Origin of the sequence: Micromonospora sp. NBS 11-29 (assembly GCF_002140155.1) — a bacterium.
GTDB lineage: Bacteria > Actinomycetota > Actinomycetes > Mycobacteriales > Micromonosporaceae > Micromonospora.
In genome coordinates, this window is the sequence record NZ_NAPR01000002.1 from 205200 (window position 1) to 212411 (window position 7212).

Genomic DNA, 7212 nt, shown 5'->3' on the forward strand with positions numbered 1-7212 from the left:
CGGGCACGCGAGCTGGCGGGCCCCGGCGCCGCCCCGGCTGCCCGAGGTCACCCCGCTGCGGGCCCGCGCCATGACCAGCCCGGAGGGACACCACTACGCGGTGGCGCCGTTCGGCCGGGCGGGCCTCGTGCTGGTGGTCGCCCGCGACCACAGCGAGCCGCTCTGCGCGGCCGGGTTCCACTCCACCGAGGTGGACCGGCTCGCCCAGCTCGTGCGCGCCAGCGCGGTGATCCTCGGCGACCGGCTGGACCTGGTGGGCGCACCACCGGTGACCACCATCACCTGACCGGCGGCACCGCGTCACCCCGGAGCAACGGGGGCGCAACAGGCGGCCGGCATCGTCGGTGGTGAGGAAGGGAGACAACCATGGCGCTGTGGCGGATCCGAGCCACCGTGGACGACCGGCCGGGCTACCTGTCGGTGCTCACGGCGAGCCTCGCGTTGCGCGGGGTCAACATCCTCACCGTGCACGTGCACACCACCGAGGCCGGCGCGGTCGACGACTTCCTGGTCGACGCGCCGGAGCACGTCACCGAGGCGGAGTTGCGGGCCGCCGTGGAGCGGGGCCGGGGCCGGGAGTGCTGGGTCGCGCGCAGCGAGGCGCGCGGGCTGGCCGACGAACCGACCCGGGTCCTCGGCCTGGCGACCCGGCTGGTCCGGGACCCGGAGACGGTCGGGGCGACGCTACGGACCCTGCTCGGCGCCGACGCGGTGACCTGGCGTCCGACGCCCGCCGCCGTGCCGGGGGGCGTCGGCGGCACCACCATGCTGCTCGCCGACCCGGCGGGCGGCGGCTACGAGCTGTGCCGCCGGGACCCGAGCTTCACCCCGGCCGAGTACGCCCGGGCGCAGGCGCTCGTCGAGCTGGCGACGACGCTGGCCCGCCGCGACGCCGACCGGATCACCCTGGTGCTGCCCGACGGCGCCGAGGTGTCGGTGCGGTCGGCCACCGCGGAGGACGTGCCGGCCGTGCTCGACCTGCACACCGGCTGCTCGGAACGGAGCCGGCGACGGCGCTACCTGGGCGGGGCGGCACAGCCGTCGTCGGCCCGACTGCGCCGGCTGCTGGAACCGGCCCGGGGGTCGACGCTGCTCGCCACGACCGGCTCCGACGGGGCGGCGGAGTCGGTCGTGGCAATGGCCAACCTGCTCGGCGAGGGGGACGAGGCCGAGGCGGCGCTGCTGGTCCGCGACGACTGGCAGCGCCGGGGCCTCGGCTCGGCGCTGCTGCGCCGTCTGCTCGGCCACGCCGACCGGGCCGGCTACGCCGCCGTGCTGCTGCACACGCAGGCCGAGAACACACCGATGCTGCGTACGCTGCGCCGGCTGGACCGGCCGGCGGCCATGGAGCGCGACGGCGGCGTGCTGACCGCGACCGTGCCGCTGGCCACGCTCCCGCTGCCGCGCACCGGGGCGGGCGTGCCGGCGCAGCGATCGGGATGACCGACGGCCACCCGGTCGGGCCCTGCGGCGTGTCTCAATGGCGCGACACGCCGACGGGAACGGCCGACGGCCGAAACCGGCGCCACCACGGCGCCACCCTGACCGACCTCCGATGCGGGGGACGGTGACACGGCGGGGCCCCCGGTGCGGGGGCCCCGTCCGTGTCCGGCGGACCGCTGCGGCTCAGGTGGCCGGGTAGCTGCTGTAGTCGGGGAAGTTGCCGTACAGTCGCCCGTCGCCGCCCACGGTGACCGCCTGGACCAGCAGATCGCCGCCGACGAACGCGCCCTTCCAGGACGCGCCCCGGCCGCCGAACGGCTCGTCCCGGTCGCCCCGGGAGCGGGGCTTGTTGATGCCCACCTTGAACGCCTGGAGGTCCACCGCCAGCTTGCCGGCCAGCTCCTCGTCGTCGCACGCGAGCGACGCGACCAGCGCGCCGTTGGAGGCGTTCATCGCGGCCAGCAGCTCGTCGGTGGTGTCCACCACGACGATGGTGTCCACCGGGCCGAACGGCTCGGCGTGCATGAGGCGGGACCGGCCGGGTGGGGCCAGCAGCACGGCGGGGGCCACGTACGCCGAGGTGTCCTGCCCGTCGAGGAAGGGCGCCCGGTCGAGCTTGCCCCGGTGCAGCGGCACGGCGCCGCCGCGGACCGCCTCGTCGACCTTGCGCCGCAGCTCGTCGGCCTTGGCGGCGCTGATCAGCGGCCCGAAGTCCAGCTCGGGCAGCGGGTCGCCGGCCGACCAGTCGTCGCCGACCGCGAGCGGGTGGCCGAACCGGATCGAGCGGACGACCGGCAGGTACATGTCGAGGAACTCGTCGACCAGATCCCGCTGGACCACGAACCGGGGGTACGCGGTGCAGCGCTGCTTGCCGTACTCGAAGCCCTTGCGCAGGTGCGCGGCGAGCATGTCCCACTGGGAGAAGTCCCAGATGCCCCAGGCGTTGAGGCCCTCCTGCTCGATGAAGTGCCGCTTGTCGGAGTCGAGCAGCGCGGCGGCGACCTTGCCGCCGTTGGAGCGCCCGCCGACGAACGCCACCGCGCCGATCTCCGGGGCGCGCACGAGCACCTCGGACAGCTCCTCGCCGCTGCCGGAGAGCAGCGTGGCGGGCAGCCCGGCGCGGCGCATCAGCGCGTGCGCGACGGTGAGGCACACCGCGCCGCCCTGGGACGGGGTCTTGGCGATCACCGCGTTGCCGGCCAGGAGCTGCACCAGCTCGGCGTGCACCAGCACGCTCATCGGGTAGTTCCAGGAGGCGATGTTGCTGACCGGGCCGGGCAGCGGCTCGCGGCCGTCGGCGAGCATCCGTTCGATCTCGCCGACGTACCAGCGCACGCCGTCGAGCGCGCGGTCCACGTCGGCGCAGGCGAGCCGCCACGGCTTGCCGATCTCCCAGACCAGCAGCAGGGCGAGCAGGTCGCGGTGGGCGGTGAGCGCGTCGAGCGCGTCGGTGACGCGGGCCGTGCGCTCGGCGAGCGGGGTCCGGGCCCACTGCCGGTGTGCCACGGCGGCGTGGGCCACCGCGCCGCGCGCCGCGTCGGCGTCGAGCCGGGGCAGCGAGATCAGCACGGTGTTGTCGACCGGGGTGCGGACCGGGGCCGGCGTGCCGAGCGCCCGCCACTCGCCCTCGACGAGGTTGTGCAGGACGGCGGTGCCGTCGGGCGCCGTGCCGAAGGCCTCCGGCGTGGCGGCCAGCGCGCGGGCCAGCGTGTCGGACCAGGAGGTGCCGTCGGCGAGTCTGAGAGCCATCGCGATCTCCTCAGGTTGTCCGGGGGAGCGGCGGCGTCGATGGCACCGCTGGATGTGGCGTACTGTCCCGCGCCCGTCGCGGAGCGGGCAACAGTACGTTCGTATGCCAGGATGCGACGCGCCGGTGACGGTGGTCTTCGATCCTCCTTCGGGATGAGCGGGCCCATGCTGAGCAGGTCGACCTTGATCCTACTCATCGGCGTGTTTCGATGGCGTGACATTTCTCCGGCCCGGCTGGCGTCGGGTGCGCCCGGGGTGCCCGTCTTCCCAATCCGCGTGTCCGAGATTACATTGTCGAACATCCATGGGAGCGCTCCCGCGCCTCCGTGGTCCACCCCACCACCACCGCCGCACGGCGGCCTGCCGGCACCGTCCCCGCCGGGCCGCCGTGCGGCACCCTCCACAGGAGTTCGCCATGCCCCGACCGACCCCGCCGCCGCGTGGTGGCCCGTCCCGCCGGCTGCTCGTCGCCGGCGCCGCGCTGGTGGCCGCGCTGGCCGCCGCCGTGCCGCTGCCGGCCGCCGCCGCGCNAGGCCGCCGCGGCCACGTTCAACTACGCCGAGGCGTTGCAGAAGTCGCTGTTCTTCTACGAGGCCCAGCAGTCCGGGAAGAAGCCGAGCTGGAACCGGGTGTCCTGGCGCGGCGACTCGGCGCTCACCGACGGCTCCGACGTCGGCCTCGACCTCACCGGTGGCTGGTACGACGCCGGCGACCACGTGAAGTTCGGCTTCCCGATGGCGTTCAGCGCCACCATGCTGGCCTGGGGCGCGGTCGAGTACCGGGACGGCTACGTCGCCTCCGGTCAGCTCACCCACCTGCTGAACAACCTGCGCTTCGTCAACGACTACTTCGTCAAGGCGCACCCCGCTGCCAACGTGCTCTACGGCCAGATCGGCAAGGGCGACGACGACCACAAGTGGTGGGGCCCGGCCGAGGTGCTGCCGATGGCGCGGCCCGCGTACAAGATCGATGCGAGCTGCGGCGGCGCGGACCTGGCCGGCGAGACGGCGGCCGCGATGGCCGCGTCGTCCATGGTGTTCCGTCCCACCGACGCCGCCTACGCGGACAAGCTGCTCGGCCACGCCAAGCAGCTCTACACGTTCGCCGACACGGTGCGGAAGTCCTACAGCGAGTGCATCACCGACGCGGCCTCGTTCTACAAGTCGTGGAGCGGCTACCAGGACGAGCTGGTCTGGGGGGCGATCTGGCTCTACCGCGCCACCGGCGACGCGACCTACCTGGCCAAGGCGGAGAGCGAGTACGACAAGCTCGGCACCGAGCCGCAGTCCACCACCCGCTCCTACAAGTGGACGATCGCCTGGGACAACAAGCAGTTCGGCGCGTACGTGCTGCTGGCGAACCTGACCGGCAAGCAGAAGTACGTCGACGACGCGAACCGCTGGCTGGACTACTGGACCGTGGGCGTCAACGGGCAGAAGGTGCCGTACTCGCCCGGCGGGATGGCGGTGCTCGACTCCTGGGGCGCGTTGCGCTACGCCGCGAACACGTCGTTCGCCGCGCTGGTGTACAGCGACAAGACCACCGACGCGACCCGCAAGGCCCGCTACCACGACTTCGCAGTCCGGCAGGTCAACTACGCGCTCGGCGACAACCCGCGCAACTCCAGCTACATGATCGGGTTCGGGACCAACGCGCCGAAGAACCCGCACCACCGCACCGCGCACGGCTCCTGGTGGGACAGCCAGACCGTGCCCGTCGAGACCCGGCACGTGCTCTACGGCGCGCTGGTCGGCGGCCCGTCGTCGGCCAACGACGCGTACAGCGACAGCCGCTCCGACTACGTGATGAACGAGGTGGCCACCGACTACAACGCCGGTTTCACCTCCGCGCTGGCCCGGCTGACGGGCGAGTACGGCGGCAGCCCGCGCGCCGGCTTCCCGGTCGCCGAGACGCCGGACATGGACGAGCTGACCGTGGAGACCACGGTGATGCAGGCCGAGCCGAGGGCCACCGGGCTCAAGGCGATCATCTACAACAAGTCGGCGTTCCCGGCCCGCGCGCTGACCACCGGAAAGTTCCGGTACTACTTCCGCCCCGACGGCACCGGCCCGGTCACCGTGACCCCCGGCTACACCCAGGGCTGCCCGTCGCCGTCCACGGCCAAGCAGTTCAGCGGCGACATCTGGTACGTGGAGGTCGACTGCACCGGCTACACCATCGCGCCGGCCGGGCAGTCGCAGCACCGGATGGAGGTGCAGTTCAAGATCGGCGTGCCGGAGGGCGGCACCTGGGACCCGACGAACGACCCGTCGTACCAGGCCACCGCCGGGCCGAACCGGAAGGTGCCGCTCTACTCCGGCGGCGTGCGGGTCTGGGGCGACGAGCCCGGCCCGGCCACCCCGGACACCACCGCGCCGAGCGTCCCCGGCACCCCGGTCGCGTCCGCCGTCACCGCCACCGGCCTCACCCTGACCTGGCCCGCCTCCACCGACACCGGTGGCAGCGGCCTGGCCGGGTACGAGGTCACCCGCACCTCGACCGGGAGCGACCCGGTCGTCACCGCGGCCACCGGCGCCACGCTCGCGGTCACCGGGCTCACGCCCGAGCGGACGTACTCGTTCACCGTGCGCGCGCTCGACGGCGCCGGCAACCGGTCGGCGGCGTCGGCGGCGGTGACCGTCACCACGCCGGCCGCCCCGGCGCCGGACACCACCGCGCCGACCGCGCCCGGCACGCCGACGGCCTCGGCGGTCGGCCCGACCGGACTCACGCTGACCTGGGGCCCGGCCACCGACGCGGTCGGCGTCACCGGCTACCGCGTCTACCGGGGCGGGACCGTCCTGGTCGGCTCCACCGCCGGCACCACGCTGGCGGTGACCGGGCTGACCGCCTCCACCACGTACACCTTCACGGTGGTCGCGGTGGACGCGGCCGGCAACGTCTCGCCCGCCTCGCCCGGCGTCACGGTCACCACCACGGCCGCGCCGTCCGGCGGCGGCTGCGCGGTGACCTGGACGGCGAACACGTGGGACACCGGGTTCACCGCGAACGTCACCATCACCAACACCGGCACCACGGCGCTCACCGGCTGGACGCTCGCCTTCACGTTCCCGAACGCCGGGCAGAAGGTCGGGCAGGGCTGGTCGGCGAACGTCACCCAGACCGGCACGGCGGTCACCGCGTCGAACCTGGCCTACAACGGGGCGTTGGCGGCGGGGGCGTCGACGAGCTTCGGCTTCAACGGCACCCACACCGGCGCCAACCCGAAGCCCACCGCCTTCACCCTCAACGGGGGCGCCTGCACCGTCTCCTGAGGCGCCGATCCGGCGGGCGTGGTCGGTCACCGTACCGGGGTGACCGGCCACGTCGCGCCGTCGTCCGCGTCGACGGGCGGCAAAACCGTACCGAAACTTTTCCGAAACATATTGTTCGATCGGATGCTCGGATGAAAGCATCGGCAACGTTCAATATGACAACCCAGACGTCCAGTCGTCCCCGCCCAGACGGCTCGGGTGTTGGCCAGCAAGGAGGCCAGAGTGGCAATGAGCCCATTCATTTCCCGCGGCGGGTACCGGCGGCGGCGATCGCCCGCCGTCCGAGCGGTGCTCGCCGGCGCGGTCAGCGTCGTGACAGTGGCCGCGGTCGCGGTCATGATGCCGTCGGCGAACGCCGCGGCGACCACGCTGGGTGCGGCGGCCGCGCAGTCGGGCCGATACTTCGGCACCGCCATCGCGGCGGGCCGGCTCGGCGACTCGACGTACAGCACGATCGCCGGGCGTGAGTTCAACATGATCACGGCCGAGAACGAGATGAAGCCGGACGCGACGGAGCCGAACCAGAACCAGTTCAACTTCAACTCCGGTGACCAGATCTACAACTGGGCGACCCAGCGTGGGCTGAAGGTGCGTGGGCACACGCTGGCCTGGCACGCGCAGCAGCCGGCCTGGATGCAGCGCCTGAGCGGCAGCTCGCTGCGCACCGCGATGATCAACCACATCAACGGCGTGATGGCCCACTACAAGGGCAAGCTCGCCGCGTGGGACGTGGTGAACGAGGCGT

General features: G+C 73.2%; 3 protein-coding genes and 2 pseudogenes. 4 read left to right on the forward strand and 1 reads right to left on the reverse strand.

Annotation, left to right across the window (positions count from 1 at the left end):
• Positions 1-286: pseudogene (locus B1205_RS30575) on the forward strand (amino acid-binding protein); the annotation flags it as partial.
• Between the two features lie 80 nt (positions 287-366).
• The gene (locus B1205_RS00940) at positions 367-1443 is read left to right on the forward strand and encodes a GNAT family N-acetyltransferase (protein WP_089153870.1); all 1077 of its coding nucleotides are present in this window, start codon (positions 367-369) and stop codon (positions 1441-1443) included.
• A 183-nt stretch (positions 1444-1626) separates the two neighbouring features.
• On the opposite strand, the gene B1205_RS00945 is transcribed toward B1205_RS00940, so the two are convergent.
• A complete protein-coding gene (locus tag B1205_RS00945) occupies positions 1627-3192 on the reverse strand; it encodes an aldehyde dehydrogenase family protein (RefSeq protein WP_089153871.1) in 1566 nt (521 codons plus the stop codon).
• A 415-nt stretch (positions 3193-3607) separates the two neighbouring features.
• Here B1205_RS00945 and B1205_RS00950 point away from each other — a divergent pair.
• Both B1205_RS00950 and B1205_RS00955 read left to right on the forward strand, forming a co-directional pair.
• Positions 3608-6467: pseudogene (locus B1205_RS00950) on the forward strand (glycoside hydrolase family 9 protein).
• Positions 6468-6695: 228 nt separating this feature from the next.
• Positions 6696-7212 (forward strand): endo-1,4-beta-xylanase (locus B1205_RS00955; protein WP_303394871.1); only part of this gene is annotated, 517 nt, incomplete at its 3' end.

What these genes read in the sequence shown, in the direction of transcription:
- B1205_RS00945 (WP_089153871.1), bottom strand. Translation starts at nt 3,192, where the DNA reads ATGGCTCTCAGACTCGCCGACGGCACCTCCTGGTCCGACACGCTGGCC.
- B1205_RS00940 (WP_089153870.1), top strand. Translation starts at nt 367, where the DNA reads ATGGCGCTGTGGCGGATCCGAGCCACCGTGGACGACCGGCCGGGCTAC.